Origin of the sequence: Paraburkholderia sp. XV, assembly GCF_020177535.1 — a bacterium.
Taxonomy (GTDB): Bacteria; Pseudomonadota; Gammaproteobacteria; order Burkholderiales; family Burkholderiaceae; genus Paraburkholderia; species Paraburkholderia caribensis.
On record NZ_JAGUUD010000051.1, the window covers coordinates 39,687 to 56,565 of the forward strand.

Annotated in this window: 9 protein-coding genes; all 9 read left to right on the plus strand. The window is 65.9% G+C overall.

Translation table 11 applies throughout. The features are described from left to right. Positions 1-62 precede the first annotated feature (62 nt). The 9 genes from bcsP (at position 63) to KFO72_RS22850 (ending at position 16,695) form a co-directional block, all read left to right on the plus strand. Complete coding sequence (gene bcsP, locus KFO72_RS22810) at positions 63-896, plus strand: cellulose biosynthesis protein BcsP (protein WP_225033099.1); 834 nt, start codon at positions 63-65, stop codon at positions 894-896. Beyond that, entirely contained in the window at positions 893-1,681 is a 789-nt protein-coding gene (bcsQ, locus tag KFO72_RS22815) for a cellulose biosynthesis protein BcsQ (RefSeq protein ID WP_035989276.1), read from the plus strand. Before bcsP ends, bcsQ begins: the two co-directional genes overlap by 4 nt. Further along, positions 1,678-3,909 carry a UDP-forming cellulose synthase catalytic subunit gene (gene bcsA / locus KFO72_RS22820; protein WP_225033100.1) on the plus strand — a complete coding sequence of 744 codons (2,232 nt, stop codon included), beginning with the start codon at positions 1,678-1,680 and terminating at the stop codon, positions 3,907-3,909. Before bcsQ ends, bcsA begins: the two co-directional genes overlap by 4 nt. 2 nt (positions 3,910-3,911) lie before the next feature. After that, the gene (bcsB, locus tag KFO72_RS22825; RefSeq protein WP_225033101.1) at positions 3,912-6,488 is read left to right on the plus strand and encodes a cellulose biosynthesis cyclic di-GMP-binding regulatory protein BcsB; all 2,577 of its coding nucleotides are present in this window, start codon (positions 3,912-3,914) and stop codon (positions 6,486-6,488) included. A gap of 1 nt (position 6,489) precedes the next feature. Next, complete coding sequence (gene bcsZ / locus KFO72_RS22830; RefSeq protein WP_054934649.1) at positions 6,490-7,698, plus strand: cellulose synthase complex periplasmic endoglucanase BcsZ; 1,209 nt, start codon at positions 6,490-6,492, stop codon at positions 7,696-7,698. Beyond that, positions 7,671-12,413 carry a cellulose synthase subunit BcsC-related outer membrane protein gene (locus tag KFO72_RS22835; RefSeq protein ID WP_225033102.1) on the plus strand — a complete coding sequence of 1,581 codons (4,743 nt, stop codon included), beginning with the start codon at positions 7,671-7,673 and terminating at the stop codon, positions 12,411-12,413. The genes bcsZ and KFO72_RS22835 overlap by 28 nt, the downstream gene beginning before the upstream one ends. Before the next feature lie 305 nt (positions 12,414-12,718). Then, a complete protein-coding gene (locus KFO72_RS22840) occupies positions 12,719-13,174 on the plus strand; it encodes a (2Fe-2S)-binding protein (protein ID WP_007579117.1) in 456 nt (151 codons plus the stop codon). A 1-nt stretch (position 13,175) separates the two neighbouring features. Continuing rightward, positions 13,176-15,413 (plus strand): xanthine dehydrogenase family protein molybdopterin-binding subunit, encoded by a 2,238-nt coding sequence (locus KFO72_RS22845; protein ID WP_225033103.1) that lies wholly within the window; start codon positions 13,176-13,178, stop codon positions 15,411-15,413. Between the two features lie 10 nt (positions 15,414-15,423). Beyond that, on the plus strand, positions 15,424-16,695 hold the full coding sequence (locus KFO72_RS22850; RefSeq protein ID WP_054934652.1) for a cytochrome c: 1,272 nt from the start codon (positions 15,424-15,426) through the stop codon (positions 16,693-16,695). The last annotated feature ends 184 nt before the right edge of the window (positions 16,696-16,879 follow it).

Sequence of the window (16,879 nt, forward strand, 5' to 3'; positions counted from 1 at the left end):
AGCGGGTGGGCAGCGAACGCTGTCGCAGTACAGGGATGCGCAGGACAAGCACAGGAAACATCATGAGCGTTTCAGACGACGTCGGTAATCTGTTCCGGCGCTTCGGCGGCGACGCCGGGCAATATCAGGAGGTGACGCGGGACGACGACGCGAAGCATGCCGCGCTGCGCTGGCCGTTGCTGAACGCGCTCGACATCGCGCACACCACGCCCGTGCCGGACGCGGGCCGTCCCGTGTCGCCGGCGGCACGCGTCGAGCCGGCAGCTCAGGCGTCGCCCGCAACCGCGGCGCAACCGGCCGCCGCGCCCGCCCGCTCCGAATCCACTGGACCGGCGCGCCCGCCGCTGTTCGCGCGCGGCCATCGCCACGCGTCGATGCCGCCGCCCGTCGCTCCCGCGCAAATGGGCGCGAACCGCTTCAGCGCGCCGCCCTCCGTCGCCGCTGCCGTGGACCGCGGCAATGCCGCCGCCAACGCGCCAGGCACGTCGGCTGTGCCCGCTGCTCAGGCACACGCAGCCGTCCCGCCTGCACCCACCGTCGACGCCGCGCCGTCAACGAAACCGGCGTCGCCCGATGCCGTGCCACGGCGTGAAGCACAACCCGTCCAGGCCGCCCCTTTTTTCGCGCGCCATCAAACGTTTGCTCGTGCCCCATTTGAAAATCCCCCGCTGGAACCGGCGCCCGCCAGGCCGCCGGCTACCTCGCAACCGCAGGGCGGTTCGATCCTCTCGGGGCTATTCGGCGGCACGAATGCATCCCAGCCGGCGACACCCGCCAATGCGCCGTCGAAAGACCTGTCATCGCTCTTCGCCCGCCTGTCGCATGGATCGGCGGCGCCTGGTCGTTCGTTGCGCGACACCTTCAGAGCGCGCTTCAAGGCGGATGGTGACGCATGAGAGTCGTTTCGGTTGTTTCGGCTAAAGGCGGTGTCGGCAAGACGACGCTCGCCGCGAATCTCGCCTCGGTGCTGGGCTCGAACGGACGCCGTGTGATTGCCGTCGACTTCGATCCGCAAAACGCGCTGCGTCTGCACTTCGGCATTCCCATCGACAACTACGACGGCGTCTCCCGCGCGACGCTCGCGGGCGCATCGTGGCGCACGGTGATGTTCGACGGCATCGACGGCATTACGGCGCTGCCGCATGGCGCGCTGAACGAAGACGACCGGCGCGTGTTCGAAGCGCAACTCGACGCCGATCCGTATCTGATCCGCGCATCGCTCGAAGCGCTCGCGCTCGATGCCGACGACATCGTGCTGATCGACACGCCGCCGGGCGCGACGGCCTACACGCGCGCCGCGCTGCTGGCTGCGGACTTCGTGCTGAACGTCGTGATCGCCGATGCCGCTTCCTATGCGGCGATTCCGCAGATGGAGCGTCTGATCCAGACCTATGCGTTGCCGCGTCAGGACTTCCTCGGCTACGGCTACGTGATCAACCAGGTCGACCAGAGCCGCAGTCTGACGAAAGACGTCGTCAAGGTGTTGCGCGATGCACTCGACGATCATCTGTTCCCCGGCGTGATTCATCTCGACCAGGGCGTGAGCGAATCGCTTGCGTACGACACGACCGTGATCCACTACGATCCGCACAGCCAGGCGGCCGCCGACCTGCGCGCCTGCGGCGACTGGCTGGGCACGCGCCTGAACGGTCAGGCCCGGCTGCCGAGGAACGCTGCATGAGCACCGCCCCCGAAGACATTCTCGACGCCGCCGACAACGCGGCGCCGCGCCGCTCGCGTTTCGATCGCCTCGCTTCGCATCTGATCGACGGACGCATTCTGGGCAGCAAGCCCGTTACGATCCTGCTCGTACTGTTCGCGCTGGCGGCGCTGTTCTTCGTGTTCACGGTGCCGCTCGCGTTCGGCGAGCAACTCACGTTTGCGATCTGCTGCTTTGTCTGCGCGCTGCTGTTTCGCCGCGCGCAAGGGCACTATGCGACGCTCGTGATGATCATGCTGTCGGTGATCGCGACGGGCCGCTACATGTACTGGCGTCTGACGGAGACGACCTACTGGGAACGGCCGCTCGACGCCGTATGGGGTTTGCTGCTGGTGTCGGCGGAAGTGTATGCGGCGCTCGTGCTGATGCTCGGATACTTCCAGACCGCGTGGCCGCTCAGGCGCAAGCCGATGCCGCTGCCTCTGGACCGCAGCGCCTGGCCGACCGTCGATATTTTCATTCCCACTTACAACGAGCCGTTGTCGGTGGTGAAGCCGACCGTCTACGCGGCGATCGCGCTCGACTATCCGAAAGACAAGCTGTCCATTCACGTGCTCGACGACGGCCGCCGCCCCGAGTTCAAGGCGTTCTGCGAGGAAGTGGGCGTGGCGTGGACGATCCGCTCGCACAACCGCCACGCGAAGGCGGGCAACATCAACGAGGCGCTGAAGATCACCGACGGCGAATACTTCGCAATCTTCGACTGCGATCACATTCCGACGCGCTCCTTCCTGCAAGTGGGCCTCGGCTGGTTCCTGCGCGACAGGAAGCTGTCGATGCTGCAGACGCCGCACCATTTCTTCTCCGCCGATCCGTTCGAGAAAAACCTCGGCACGTTCCGCAAGGTGCCGAACGAAGGCGAGCTGTTCTACGGTCTCGTGCAGGACGGCAACGACCTGTGGAACGCGACGTTCTTCTGCGGCTCGTGCGCGCTCCTGCGCCGCACGATGGTCGAGGAAATCGGCGGCATCGCCGTCGAGACCGTGACGGAGGACGCGCACACGGCGCTCAAGCTGCACCGCAAGGGCTACACGACCGCGTACCTGTCGATCCCGCAGGCCGCGGGCCTGGCGACGGAAAGCCTGGGCGGCCACATCGGCCAGCGCATCCGCTGGGCGCGCGGCATGACGCAGATTTTCCGGATCGACAATCCGCTCACGGGGCGCGGCCTGTCGTTCGGCCAGCGGCTGTGCTATCTGAACGCGATGATGCACTTCTTCTACGGCATTCCGCGTCTGGTGTTCCTCACCGCGCCGCTGTCGTTCCTGTTCTTCAACGCGCACATCATCCAGGCGGCGGCGGGCACGATCGCGATCTTCGCGTTGCCGCACATGTTCCACGCGAACATCACGAACTCGCGGATGCAGCAGAAGTTTCGCCATTCGTTCTGGTCCGAAGTCTATGAATCGGTGCTCGCGTCGTACATCACGGCGCCGACGCTGCTCGCGCTGATCAACCCGAAGCTCGGCAAGTTCAACGTGACGGCGAAGGGCGGGCGCATCGACGAGCAATACTTCGACTGGGGCATCTCACGCCCGTATCTGATTCTGCTGGCGCTGAACCTGCTCGGTTTCATCACCGGCTGCGTGCATATCGCGCTCAACGCCAGTTCGCACAGCGAAGTGCAGACGACGGTGCTGAACCTGGCATGGACGGGCTACAACATGCTGATCCTCGGCGCGAGCGTCGCGGCGGCGCGCGAGCAGCGTCAGGTGCGCTCGACGCATCGCGTGGCGATGCGCATTCCGGCGTCGCTGCGCTTCTCGACGGGCCGCACGCTCGTGTGCGAAACCGTCGATTACGCGGAAGGCGGCGTCGCGCTGCAACTGCCTGCCGCGATCCAGGTGCCGTTGCACGAGAGCGTGGTGGTGTCGCTGTTTCGCGGCCACGAAGAGTTCGTGTTTCCCGCCGACGTCACCTACTCGGTGCCGGGCCGCGTCGGCCTGAAGTTCGCGCCGATGACGCGCGAGCAGGAACTCGACTTCGTGCAGAGCACGTTCGCGCGCGCCGACGCCTGGACCGGCTGGGCGGAAGGGCGCGAAGTCGATACGCCGCTCAGGAGCCTGTCGCATGTGATGCGGGTTGGCGTGGGCGGTATCGGCGGGCTGTTCGAACATCTGTACGCCGACCTGCGCACATGGAGCGGCAGACGCAAGACGGCAGCAAACGAGACGAAGAACGGAAAATAAGTATGGGGATCTTGCGATACGACGACGCCTGTTCAGCGGCGAAGAGAGCGGGTTTGCGTCGAGCCGCGCATTCGCTGACGCGCAACGGCTTGCGCTTGCCGCTGCGCGCGACGCTGGCCGCGACGCTGTTCGCGCTGCTGTTCGTGACTACCGTGCCCACTGTGCAGGCCGCATCCGATGCAGCGCCGTCCGCCTCACCGGGCGCGATGCCCGCCACGCGCGCCGAACTGGCGGCGAAGCCGGGAACGACCCCCGCCACGACGCCGCTCGTGCCGTCCGCGCCCGCCAGCAACGGCTTGCCGCCGCTGCCTTCCGCGAAGCCCGTCGATTCGCGCGCCGGGCTGCAGCCCGCGTTCGCCGAGCCGGCGCCGCAACCCTTTGCCGTCGTGCGCGGCGGCCGCGACACGATGCCGACCACGGCCGACAACGGCACGGCCGTATCGGGCGGACGCCGTCAGACCTTCACGTTCGCCCAACTCGGCGCGCTCGATCCGCTGCAACTACGCGGCGTCGACGGCCAGAACGGCGTGCCGTTCTCGGTGCGCGCCGATGAAGTCGTGACGGGCGCGAACCTGCATCTGATCTATAGCTATTCGCCGTCGCTGCTCTCGAACCTGTCGCATCTCAAAGTGCTCGTGAACGGCGAAGTCGCCGCGACCCTGCCGCTGCCGCGCGAGCAGGCGGGCACGCTGCTCGCGCGCGACATTCCGCTCGAACCGCGGCTGATCACCGAGTTCAATCACCTGAACGTCCAGCTGATCGGCCACTACACGCAGGGCTGTGAAGACCCGGCGAGCAGCGCGCTATGGGCGACCGTCAGCAACGCAAGCACGCTCGATCTCACCTTCGCGTCGCTCGCAGCCAAGCCTGATCTCGGCGCGCTGCCGCTGCCGTTCTTCGACCGGCGCGACATCCGCCGCCTCGAACTGCCGTTCGTGTTCTCCGCCAGACCTTCGCCGCAAGCGCTCGAAGCGGCGGGCGCGGTCGCGTCGTGGTTCGGCTCGCTGGCCGGCTATCGCGGCGCGCTGTTTCCCGCGCAACTCGACAACGCGCCGCTGGCGGGTAACGCGGTCGTGTTCGCGACCAACGACGAACGGCCCGCAGGCGTGACGCTGCCCACCATCAACGGCCCGATGCTCGCGGTCGTCGATCGCGAAGCGCCCGCGCACGGCAAGCTGCTGCTCGTGCTGGGCCGCGACGCGCGCGAGCTGAAGATCGCCGCTAACGCGCTGTCGCTCGGCGAGGCGGCCCTGTCGGGCACCGTGCAGACCATCACGCATGTCGACGCGCCGCGCGCGCGTCAGCCGTACGACGCGCCCGGCTGGCTGCCGACCGATCGCCCCGTGCGCTTCGGCGAACTGGCCGTGCCGAAGGACCTGTCCGTGCGCGGCTATAACGGCGACGTCGTGCGTGTGGATCTGCGCATTGCGCCCGATCTGTTCACGTGGCGCACGAAGGGCGTGCCCATCGACCTGCGCTATCGCTTCACCGTGCGCCCCGCGCCGGACCGCTCGACGCTCAACATCAGCGTCAACAACAACTTCGTGCAGGCGCTGCGGATTCCCGCGCAGTCGTCGTCGATGCTCGATCTCGGCCGCTATCTGAACCGGATGCTGCCCGACCACACGGCGCCCGCATCGAAAGAAATCTACATTCCGCCGCATCTGCTCGCGTCCCAGGCGCAATTGCGCTTCCACTTCTACTACGACATGCCGAAGACGGGCGAATGCCAGGGGCAGGTGCTCGACAACGTGCGCGGCGAGATCGATCCCGATTCGACCATCGACCTGTCGTCGTTCCCGCACTACATGGCGCTGCCCGATCTGGCCGCGTTCGCGAACAGCGGCTGGCCGTTCACGAAGCTTGCCGACCTGTCGCAGACGGCTGTGATCCTGCCCGTCAACGCGAACCCGAGCGACTACAGCTTGTATCTGACGGTGATGGGCCGCATGGGCGCGTCGACGGCGTATCCCGTCACGGCCGTGACCGTCGCGACGTCCGCCGACGTGCAGCGTCTCGCCGACAAGGACCTGCTCGTGATCGGCGCGCCCGGCCAGCAGCCGTTGCTGACCAGCTGGGAAGCGAACATGCCGTTCTCCGCCGCCGACGACTCGCGCCGCATGCAGTTCTCGAACGTGTCGTTCCGCATCGCTAACTGGTGGCACGGCGATCGCGGCGGCGTGCGCACCGCGGGGCGCGCGGATCTGTCGCTGGTGAGTTCGTCGGGCGATGCGATCATCACCGGCTTCCAGTCGCCGCTAGAAAAAGGCCGCAGCGTGGTCGCGCTGATCTCGGCGCCCGGCCAGTCCGACACCGATCTGACCAACGCGCTGCTCGACGCCGATCTCGTCCAGTCGATCCAGGGCGGCTTGACCGTGGTGCGCGGCAGGACGCTCGAAGTCGTGTCGAACGGCGACGTGTATTACGTCGGCCATCTGTCGCCCATCGAGTACATGCGCTGGGCGTTGTCCGTGCATCCGCTGCTGTTGCTGCTCGCCGGGCTGATCGCGGCGCTGATCATCGCGGCCGTGTTCTACCGGTTGTTGCGCGCGGTCGCTGCGCGCCGGCTGAAGGATTGACATGGGGGCATCGTTCTTCTCACGCCCGTTGCGCGCCGCGCTCGCGTGCGCGGGCGTCATGGTCGGCATGTTGGGCGAGGCGCATGCCGCGGCGTGCGACGACTGGTCAGCGTATCGCGCGTTCGTGTCGCGTTTCGTGCAGCAGGACGGGCGCGTCGTCGATTTCTCGACGCCCACGCTGCAGACCACGTCGGAGGGCCAGTCGTACGGCATGTTCTTCGCGCTCGTCGCGAACGACCGCGCGACCTTCGAGCGCGTGCTGCGCTGGACGCGCGCGAACCTCTCGGCGGGACGTTTCGACGGCGACGACGTGAAGCTGCCTGCATGGCAATGGGGCAAGAAACCGGATGGCTCGTACGGCGTGCTCGACCCGAACTCGGCGGCGGACTCGGACCTGTGGATCGCCTACGATCTGTTCGAGGCGGGCCGTCTGTGGCATGAGCCGGCGTATACGAAGCTCGCGTATGCGCTCGTCACGCAGATCGAGAGGCAGGAAGTCGCCGATCTGCGCGGCCTCGGTCCGATGCTGCTGCCCGGTCCGCAAGGTTTCCGCAACGGCAACACGACGCGCCTGAATCCAGGCTACCTGCCGTTGCCGCTGCTGCGCGCGCTCGCCGCGCAGTCGCCCAACGGTCCGTGGGCGCGCGTCGCGGACAATGCTTTCAAGCTCGTCAAGACCACTGCGCCGCTCGGCTTCGCGCCGGACTGGGCCGCTTATCGTGACGGGCAATTCATCGTCGATCCGCAAAAGGGCGATGTGGGCAGCTACGATGCGATTCGCGTCTATCTGTGGGCGGGTTTGACCGCGCCTGCCGATCCGCTCGCCAGGCCGTGGCTCGCCGCATTGCACGGCATGCGCGACCGGATCGCGCAGACGGGCGTGCCGCCCGAGAAGATCGCGACGACCACGGGCAACGCGACCGGGGAAGGCCCGATCGGTTTCTGGGGCGCGCTGTTGCCGTATTTCCGCGCGTTCGGCGACACGCGCGCAGCGGGGCTCGCGCAAACGCATCTGGCCGCGCTCGCCACGCCGACACCCGCGCCTGCACCAGGCGCAGGCCAGGCCACGCAAAACCAGCCTGTCTATTACGACGAGGTGTTGATGCTCTTCGGTACAGGGTCGGCAGACGGCCGCTACCGCTTCGATGAAAACGGCCGTCTCGTGCCGCGTTGGGAGAACACATGCCAATCCGCCAACGCGCGCTCGTAATCGGCGTCGCGCTCACGCTCGGCGCGGGCGCGGCGGCGTCGGCATTCGCGCAGGCGCAGACGAACGATCCGATGAACGTCCTGATCGATCAGGGCAAGTACTGGCAGTCGCACAAGCGCGGCGACCTCGCCGAGCAGGCGTGGCTCAAGGTCTTGCGCATCGATCCGAAGCAGGCCGACGCACTGTACGGCATGGGCATCGTGATGGCCGACCGCAAGGACGGCGCGGGTGCGCAGCAGTATCTGGCGCGCCTGCGCCAGGCCGCGCCGAACTATCCGGACATCGACGAACTCGCGCGGCGTCTCGGGCAGTCGAGTCCCACGGACCAGGCCGTCAACGACGCGCGGCGTCTCGCGCAGGCCGGGCAGCAGGCGTCGGCGGCGCAGGCCTACCGGCAGGCGCTCGGCACGAAGCCGACCAATCCGCAGCTCGCACTGGAGTATTACCAGACGCTCGGTTCGTCGCCGCAAGGCTGGGAAGAGGCACGCCGCGGGCTGGAGCAACTGGCGCGCGAACATCCCGACGATCCGCGCTTCGCGCTCGCCTATGCGCAGCATCTGACGTATCGCGAAGCGAATCGGCGCGAGGGCATCGGGCAGCTTGCGCAGTTATCGAAGGATTCCGTTGTCGGCGCGCAGGCGAAGGCGGCCTGGCGCCAGGCGCTGTTGTGGCTCGGCGTGCGTGCCTCCGATGCGCCGCTTTTTCAGGCGTATCTGTCCACTGTTCCCGACGATGCCGCCGTCAAGGCGCGTGCCGATTCGATTGCGGAACAGGACCGGCGCGCAAGCGAGCGCGCGCAGCAGAACGCGGGCGCCGACGCGCGCGGCCGCACCATCGCCGAAGGCTTCACGGCGCTCGATCGCGGCGACCTCGTGACGGCGAAGGCGCGCTTCACGTCGGTGCTCGCCAGTGCGCCGAACGACGGCGACGCGCTCGGCGGCATGGGTGTCGCGTTGCTCAAGCAGGAGCAGTTCGCGCAGGCCCGCGACTATCTGCTGCGCGCATCGCAGGCGGGCGGCGCGGCGCGCTGGCGCGAGGCGCTCAATAGCGCGACGTACTGGATGTACACCAGCGAGGGCCTTGGCGAGCAGAGCAACGGCAATCTCGCGCAAGCGAAGGCGTCGTTCGAGAAAGCGATTGCCGTGAGTCCCGGCGATGTCACGGCGCAAACCGCGCTGGGCGATCTGCTGATGCAAAGCGGCGACCCGCGCGGCGCGGAAGCGGCGTTCCGGATGGCGTTGCGCCGCCAGGCCGACAACCCCGATGCGATACGCGGCCTCGTCGGCGCGCTTGCCGCACAGGGGCGCGGCGACGAAGCGCTCAGCTTCGCGAACCAGTTGACGGATGAGCAGCGCAAGAAAGTGGGCGGCGCGGACCGTCTGCGCGGCGAGGCGCAAGCGGCGCAGGCACGTGCCGCCGAAGCGCGCGGCGATCTGGGCAATGCGCGCAGCCTGTTCGAAGACGCGCTGCTGAGCAATCCCGACGATCCGTGGCTGAGGCTCGACCTCGCACGCATCTACGCGAAGCAGGGCGCGTATGCGAATGCGAAAAGCATCATGGATGGCTTGATCGCGTTGCATCCGGACATGCCCGATGCGTTCTATGCCAGCGCGCTGCTCGCGGCCGACATGCAGGACTGGCGCTATGGACTGTCGCAACTCGAACGCATTCCGCTCAACAAACGCACCGATGCAATGGCGGTGCTGCAGCATCGGCTGTGGGTTCATCAGCAGTGCGACGAAGCCGTGGCGCTGGCGAAGAGCGGGCGCGTCGCGCAGGCGCGCGGCTTGCTGCAGAACGCGGAGCCCATCGCGGGCACGAATGCCGAACTGATCGGCGCGATCGCGTCGGCCTATGTGAATACGGGCGATACGCCGCGTGCGCTGATGATGGTGCGCAGCGCCGTGGCGCGTTCGCCGAACGATCCAGGGCTGCTGCTCACCGACGCGGGCATTCTGCTGAACGCGGGCCAGGACATCGAACTGGGCGAGGTGATGCGGCGGCTTGCGTCGATGCAATTGACGGGGCAGCAGCGCAGCGACTTCGAGAAGATCAACGTGGCGATCGTCGTGCGGCGCACGGACGCGCTGCGTCAGGCGAACGACCTGGCGAGCGCGTATGACGTGCTGTCGCCGTGGCTTGCCGCGCGGCCGAACGATCCGGACATTCTGGCGGCGCTCGCGCGTCTGTACACCGCGAACAACGACAACGCGAATGCCCTCGCGACCTATCGCCTGGCGCTCGCCCAGAATCCGACCGACATGGGCTTGCTGCTGAACGCGGCGGGCGCGGCGACGCAGATTCGCAAGTTCGATTTCGCTGAATCGACGTTGCAGCGGGCGTTGCGCATCGCGCCGAACAATCCGGATGCGCTCGCTGCGATGGGCCGCATGTATCGTGCGCAGGGCAGGAACAGCCTGGCCGCGCAGTATTTCCAGCGTGCGCTGATTGCGCAGAACGCGCCGCTCGCGCGTCCCGGCGCGACGGCCGCGGGCGCCAATGGACAGCCCGTGCCGAGCGGCTGGGATGTGCCGTTGCGCCCGAGAGGGCCGATTCCGTTGCCTGGCACGAATCCTTTTGCGAACCGGGCGTCGGCGGATACGTCGAACAGTGTGCCGTTTCCCGCGCAGAATACCGGTCTCACGACCCAACCGTCTCCGATGTCAGCCATGCCTGCCTACATTCCGCCGACGCAGCCGGTCACCGCGCCTTATGCGCCGTACGTCGCGCCGCAGCCGCAGCCGGCCTCGCAGATCAACTCGCTGGAGACGCTCGCGCCGCAAGCCGCGGCGACGGGCAACCCGACACCCGGCGCGGACGGCTACGGCCCCGATCAATACGGCTCGTCGCAGTCGGGCGGTGGGCTCGCGCCGGGCCAGGCGTATCCGGCGCAAGGCTATGCACAGCCTTATCAGCAGCCTTATCAGCAGCCGTATCCGCAGGGTTATCAGCAGCCGGCGCCCGCGCAGCAGTATCAGCAGCCGGCGTATGCCCAGCCAAACGATGCGTACGCAAGCACGCCGTGGCCGATGTCGCCGCAGGCGCAGGCCGCCGCTCAGGCCCAGGCGGCACAGGGAATGAACGCGCAGCCGGTTTCGAAGAAGCGCACGACGAAGAATGCGCGTGCGACGAACGGCAATGCGGCGTATGCGCAGCAGCAGGGCGGGTATCCGTCGGGCGGCGCTCCGCAACAGGGTTATGCGCAGCCGTATCCACAACAGCAGGCTTATCAGCAGCAGCCGTATCCACAACAGCCGTATCCACAACAGCCGTATCCCCAGCAGCGCACGTACGCCCAGCAGCCGTACCCGCAGCAGCAGTCGTATCAGCAGCCTTACCAGCCGCAACCGCCGCAGCAGGCATATGCGCAGCAGGCCTACACGAATCAGGGCTACGGTCTTGTGCCGTACGTCCCGCAGCCGCCCGCGCCTTATCCGATGCGTAACACGCAGATGCAGGACGAGCAGACCCGGCAATATCCGCAGCCGGCGCAACTGCAGCCGTTGACCGTCGAGGAAGAACTCGCGCAGATCAACCGCGAGCAGACCAGCACGGTGAGCGGCGGGATCCAGTTCCGCAATCGCGACGGCGAAAACGGCCTGTCGAATCTGACCGATATCGAAGCGCCGCTGCAAGGCCGCATCCGCGCGGGCGACGGCCACGTGACCATCGAGGTCACGCCCGTCACGCTCGATGCGGGGACGCCGGCCAACAGCGTGAATACGCTGGCGCGTTTCGGTTCGGCCCAGGCGTTCGGCACCAGTACGGTGCTGCCCGGCTCGCAGACGGCGAGTGGCGTGGGTGCGGACGTCGGCTATGAGTGGCGCGGTCTGAAGGCAGATATCGGGGCGACGCCGTGGGGTTTCCGCGAGCAGAACATCGTGGGCGGACTGCAGTATCGCGGCAACATCACCGACAAGGTGTCGTACAAGCTGACGGGCGCGCGCCGCGCGGTCACCGACAGTCTCGTGTCCTACGCGGGCGCGCACGATACGGCGATGGACCTCGACTGGGGCGGCGTCACGTCGAACGGATTGCGTGGCGATCTCGGCTGGGACGACGGCACGAACGGCCTTTACGCGAATGCGTCGTGGGACTATCTGACGGGCCGGAATGTCGCGTCGAACAACTCCGTGAAAGGCGGGGGCGGTGTTTATACGCGGCTCGTGAAAGACGCGGACCAGACGTTGACGGTCGGCGTCAATGCGACGCTGATGCACTATGACAAGAACCTGTCGTACTTCACGTTCGGCCAGGGCGGGTATTTCAGCCCGCAGCAATATGCGATTCTGAATCTGCCGATCGAATACACCGGTCGAAACGGGCCGTTCACCTACGATCTGAAAGCGTCGATCGGCGTGCAGCATTATCGTCAGGATGCGTCCGACTACTTCCCGACCAACAGTACCTATCAGCGCGCGGCAGCCAACGCCGCCAAGGTGGCGAACGCGGCAGCGGGCTCGACGGTCGTCGATCCGGACGCCGTCTATCCTGGCCAGAGCAAGACGGGCGTGTCCTACTCGATCGATGCCGTCGGCGAGTACCAGCTCGCGCCGCAACTCGCGGTGGGCGCGGCGGCTTCGTTCGGCAACGCCTATCAGTACCGCGAGTTCGTCGCGGCCGTCTATGTGCGATATGCATTCACGAAGCAGACGGGCCTGAGCATGTTCCCGCCGTCGCCCGTACGGTCGTCGTACCTTCCTGTGAACGACTGAGCGCGTTCTCCGAAGACGCAACGCGGTGAGCCGTGTTGCGTCTCTCCACTCCTTACCGCAAGCATGCCTGCAGCCGTCCGCGATTGTCGCCGACAGCTGCAGGCACTTCGCACGCACGTTTTTTTACCTCCCACTACAATCGACCGACCCGATCCCTGAATGTGCATGCGTAACAGATCGACGCAGCGCGTATGCGCTCGCCGGACGCGCGTGATTAGCGCGCCACGTCTAACAAAGTGCGGTTGTCGAGCGGATTTTGTTGGGCGTCGCGGATAAACAAAAACTCCCCACTTACGGATACGCTCATGGCAACGCTGAACATCAACGGCCAGTCTCATACCATCGACGCGCCGCCCGACATGCCCGTGCTCTGGGCGCTGCGCGATATCGTCGGTCTCACGGGAACGAAGTTCGGCTGCGGCATCGCGCAATGCGGCGCCTGCACCGTGCATCTGGATGGCGTTGCCGTGCGCTCGTGCGTGCTGCCCATCGCAGCTGTCGGCGACAAGAAGATCACGACCATCGAAGCCGTCGGCGACACGCCCGCGGGCAAGAAAGTGCAGGCGGCGTGGCGGCATCTCGACGTCGTGCAATGCGGCTATTGTCAGTCCGGGCAGGTGATGCAGGCGGCGTCGCTGCTCGCGCAGAACCCGAACCCGAGCGATGCCGATATCGACGCGGCGATGGCAGGCAACATTTGCCGCTGCGGCACGTACAACCGCATTCGCGCTGCTGTGAAGCAGGCAGCGAAGGAGGCGTGACATGTCGCAGGGACTGCTCGATGCACAAAACGGCAAGCCGCGCGACGACGATGCTGCGCGAGTCACACGCCGTACGTTTCTGAAATTCAGCGCGAGTGTCGCCGCGACGGCGGGCGGCGGCCTGATGCTGGGCTTCAGCATGCCTGCTCAAAGCCAGGGCGATGTGCGCAAGTCCGTGATCGGCGGCGATGGTGTCGAGACGCCGCAAAGCGGCGTGCTGGCGCCGAACGCTTTCGTGCAGATCGACACGGCGGGCAAGGTCACGCTGATCATCCCGAAGGTCGAGATGGGGCAAGGCGTGTACACGTCGATTCCGATGCTGATTGCGGAAGAGCTCGAAGTGCCGCTAGACAGCGTAACGATCGACCATGCGCCGCCCGACGAATCGCGCTTCACGGACCCGCTGCTCGGCGGCCAGCTGACGGGCGGCTCGACGTCGATCCGCTATGCATGGGAACCGATGCGGCGCGCGGGTGCGACCACGCGCGTGCTGCTGATCAACGCGGCCGCGCAGCAATGGCAGGTCGACCCGGCGTCGTGCCATGCCGAGAACGGCCAGGTGATTCACGCGGACACGAAGCGCAGCATTGCCTACGGCCAACTCGTCGATGCCGCCGCGAAGCTGCCCGTGCCGCAGAACGTGCCGCTGAAGAACCCAAAAGACTTCAAGCTGATCGGCACGCAGGCGAAGCGCCTCGATTCGCCGGAGAAGGTGGACGGCAGCGCGATGTTCGGCCTCGACGTGCGTCTGCCCGACATGGTCTATGCGGCCATCGTCAATTGCCCGGTGTTCGGCGGGACGCTTGCCAGCGTCGACGATACGGCCGCGAAGAAAATTCCCGGCGTGCGGCAGATTGTGAAGATCGACAACGGCGTTGCCGTGATCGGCGATCACACGTGGGCTGCGAAACGCGGCGCATCGGCGTTGAAGATTACATGGAACGAAGGCGCGGGCGCAGCCGTGTCGATGAAGACGATCGTCGACGACATGGAGAAGGCGTCGCAGAACAACGGTGCGGTCGCGCGCAAGGACGGCGACGTGAACAACGCGTTCTCGCAGGCGAAGACACGCGTCGATGCCGTCTATCAACAGCCATTCCTCGCGCACGCAACGATGGAACCCGTCAACTGCACGGTTCACGTGAAGCCCGATAGCTGCGACATCTGGGTCGGCACGCAGGTGCCGACGCGGGCGCGCGATGCGGGCGCGAAGGTGACGGGGCTGTCGCCGGACAAGATCGTCGTGCACAACTTTCTGCTTGGCGGCGGCTTCGGACGTAGGCTCGAATTCGACATGGTCACGCAGGCGGTGAAAGTGGCAAAGCAGCTGAACGTGCCCGTGAAGGTGACGTGGACGCGCGAGGAAGACATCCAGCACGACATGTATCGCCCGTACTACTACGACAAGATCTCTGCGGGGCTCGACGCGAACGGCAAGCCGATTGCGTGGCAGCATCGCATCGTCGGTTCGTCGATTCTGGCGCGGTTCGCGCCGCCCGCCGTGAAGAACGGCGTCGACCCCGATGCCGTCGAAGTGGCTGCCGATCTGCCGTACGACCTGCCCAATCAGCTCATCGATTACGTGCGCCAGGAGCCGCACGCGATACCGACTGCGTTCTGGCGCGGCGTGGGTCCGACGCGCGGCACGTTCGTCGTGGAGAGCTTCATCGACGAACTCGCGGCACAGACGAAGACCGATCCCGTGAAGTACCGGCGCGATCTGCTCGGCAAATCGCCGCGCGCGTTGAACGTGTTGAACGTCGCGACGCAGGCGGCGGGTTGGGGCAGCACGGTGCCGAAGGGGCAGGGGCGCGGGGTGTCGGTGATGCACGCGTTCGGCAGTTTCTTTGCGATGGTGGCCGACGTCACGGTCGATCAGGGCGAGGTGCGGGTGAACCGCGTGGTGTGCGCCGTCGACTGCGGCATGGTGGTCAACCCGAACACGGTGGAGGCGCAGATTCAGGGCGGCATTATCTTTGCGATCACGGCGGCGCTGTACAGCGAGATCACGATCGATCGCGGCCGCGTGCAGCAGAGCAACTTCACGGATTACCGGATTCTGCGCATCAACGAAACGCCGACCATCGACGTGCATATCGTGAAGAGCAGCGAGGCGCCGGGCGGCATTGGCGAGCCGGGAACGGCAGCGGCGCAGCCCGCGATCGCCAACGCGATCTACGCGGCGACGGGCAAGCGGTTGCGGCAGTTGCCTGTCGGTAACCAGTTGATGAACGCGTAAGGGGCCGACGATGAAAACGACATTGAAGGCATTGGCGCTGGCTGCTGGATTGACCGTTTCGCTCGCGCTTCCCACGTTGGCTCACGCCGCCGACGACGCGCTCGTCGCACGTGGGGAATATCTGGCGAAGGCGGGCGACTGTATTGCGTGTCACTCTACGCCGCACGGCAAGCCATTCACCGGCGGCCTGAAAATGATGACGCCGATGGGCGCGATCTACTCGACCAATATCACGCCTGATCCGCAGACGGGCATTGGCCAGTACAGCGAGGACGACTTCAAGCGCGCGATGCGCGAGGGCGTTGCGAAGGATGGACACAACCTGTATCCGGCGATGCCGTATCCGTCGTACGCGAAGGTCAACGACGACGACATGCATGCGCTTTACACGTATTTCATGCATGGAGTGGCGCCCGTCAAACAGGCGAACCGCGAGCCGGATATCCAATGGCCATTGAACATGCGCTGGCCGCTGAAGTTCTGGAACATGGTCTTTCTGGAGAAGGGCGTGTACCAGGACAAGACGGGCAAGGACGTCGCATGGAATCGCGGCGCGTATCTGATTCAGGGGCTTGGGCACTGTGGTTCGTGCCATACGCCGCGGGGCATTGCGTTTCAGGAGAAGGCGCTCGATGAGAGTGGGGCGCTGTATCTGTCGGGCAGCCCGATCGACAACTGGTTTGCGTCGAACCTGACGGGCGAGCATAACGTTGGTCTGGGTCGCTGGTCCGAGGCGGATGTTGCGCAGTTTCTGAAGACGGGGGCGAATCAGCACGCGTCGGCGTTTGGTTCGATGACGGATGTGATCAACAACAGCACGCAGGCGCTGACGGATGTCGACGTTGCTGCGATGTCGCGGTATCTGAAGTCGCTGCCGGCGGCGGGCGGCTCAGGCGGGGCGGCTTATGCGTATGACGCGAAGGCGACCAAGGTTTCGCTGACGCGGCCTGCTAATGATGCTGGTGCGCGGGTTTATACCGCGTTCTGCATGCATTGTCATGGGGTGGATGGGCGTGGGTTTGCGCCTATGCTGGCGCCGCTGGCTGGGAATCCTAATGTGCTCGAGAAAAATGCTGCTTCGTTGATCAATGTCACGCTTAATGGTACGGGCGATCTCGTGATTGGTGGGGTTCCGGCTGCTTATCCTATGCCCAAGTATGGGCCTGTGCTGAATGATCAGCAGATCGCTGATGTGCTTACCTTTATTCGGGCTGGATGGAATAATGGGGCGCCTGCTGTCGGCGCTGGGGATGTGGCTAAGGTTAGGAAAGCTACGCAGTAAAAGGGCTTTTTTGTCTGCGACGCTGGGTGGTTTGCTTCGGTTTTGTGCTGGCATCCGCGTTTTGTTAGCGTGCTTCAGGCGTCGTGGTTTGGTGTATTGGCCTTTGTGCTGGCATCCGCGATTTGTTATCTCGCTTCACGCGTCGCCCCTGTGCGGGGCGGCACCTACTTTTCTTTGCCGCCGC

Bases quoted from the DNA above. Each gene is read 5' to 3' on its own strand.
- bcsP (WP_225033099.1), top strand. From the start codon at position 63: ATGAGCGTTTCAGACGACGTCGGTAATCTGTTCCGGCGCTTCGGCGGC.
- bcsQ (WP_035989276.1), top strand. From the start codon at position 893: ATGAGAGTCGTTTCGGTTGTTTCGGCTAAAGGCGGTGTCGGCAAGACG.
- bcsA (WP_225033100.1), top strand. From the start codon at position 1,678: ATGAGCACCGCCCCCGAAGACATTCTCGACGCCGCCGACAACGCGGCG.
- bcsB (WP_225033101.1), top strand. From the start codon at position 3,912: ATGGGGATCTTGCGATACGACGACGCCTGTTCAGCGGCGAAGAGAGCG.
- bcsZ (WP_054934649.1), top strand. From the start codon at position 6,490: ATGGGGGCATCGTTCTTCTCACGCCCGTTGCGCGCCGCGCTCGCGTGC.
- KFO72_RS22835 (WP_225033102.1), top strand. From the start codon at position 7,671: ATGCCAATCCGCCAACGCGCGCTCGTAATCGGCGTCGCGCTCACGCTC.
- KFO72_RS22840 (WP_007579117.1), top strand. From the start codon at position 12,719: ATGGCAACGCTGAACATCAACGGCCAGTCTCATACCATCGACGCGCCG.
- KFO72_RS22845 (WP_225033103.1), top strand. From the start codon at position 13,176: ATGTCGCAGGGACTGCTCGATGCACAAAACGGCAAGCCGCGCGACGAC.
- KFO72_RS22850 (WP_054934652.1), top strand. From the start codon at position 15,424: ATGAAAACGACATTGAAGGCATTGGCGCTGGCTGCTGGATTGACCGTT.